Origin of the sequence: Arsenophonus endosymbiont of Bemisia tabaci Q2, from assembly GCF_902713415.1 — a bacterium.
GTDB lineage: Bacteria > Pseudomonadota > Gammaproteobacteria > Enterobacterales > Enterobacteriaceae > Arsenophonus.
This window is the reverse complement of record NZ_CACTIE010000158.1, coordinates 1-839: the sequence shown is the minus strand read 5'-3', so window position 1 is coordinate 839 and position 839 is coordinate 1. Positions and strand designations below refer to the sequence as shown.

1 protein-coding gene is annotated in these 839 nt (G+C 42.9%); it reads right to left on the bottom strand.

From position 1 onward, the window contains the following. Window positions 1-613 precede the first annotated feature (613 nt). Window positions 614-742, bottom strand: a complete 129-nt coding sequence (locus ARSQ2_RS13800; RefSeq protein ID WP_255487667.1) for a hypothetical protein — start codon at window positions 740-742, stop codon at window positions 614-616. Between the last annotated feature and the right edge of the window lie 97 nt (window positions 743-839).

The window sequence follows — 839 nt, the reverse complement described above, 5'->3', positions numbered from 1 at the left end:
ATATGGTGTAATCAAAATTAAGTCGCTTAGCTATATGACTTTCATAAGTGATTTCTAGCTTTATTTTTTCCTGTTGAGCACTGGAGATATCAAAAATTCTCATGTTAATTTTCCCCCATGCCAGTACGAACAGGTTGGCGAGCCAGCCCAAATGAGGTGGCTATCTTTGAACATGGAATTAAAGGTACGACGATCTTGGCGTGTCAGTGACACTTTGCCGTAGTGGGTAGTAGACTATTTTAGGATAATCCAGTATGTATCAATAAATTCAGGGCGAGTTTGGGTGATAGCAACCATAGTGGCGGCCTCCTTCGTGGGTTCTTTCAAACTTCGCACCCTGCTATCAAACAGGGTGGCGAGACGTAACGGGATTGATAGAGCGGCCACGAAAAACCCGGCGAGCTTTTTGGCTCTCCCGCTACGTCTCACCATAATTTAGGGGTGCAACGTTGGTTTAACGGACACAAAAAAACTGCTTATAGAGGGGCTAACGTCCGCTTCATCGCATCGGGCTATCAAATCCAGCACCCGTTTTGTTAAGGTGCTAAGTCTAAATATAACAGATTGACGGTAGTGTGCAAGTGTGAACTGCGTATTGGTTAAACCTCCCATTTCAAAAGGGGATCTCGGTGTCATAAAATGGGTCTGACGTTACATTTCTAGTTTGACTGGCTAATGGTTGATGTTGTTGGGATGTATAGCTAAGCGACTTAATTTTGATGACATTATTTATATGAGCCATTCAATTGATTTTAGACGTAAAGTGATATTTACGATGGAAGAAGAAGGGTTGAGTATCCGAGAAACAGCGAAGCAATTTCGGATTGGCTCTGCATCTG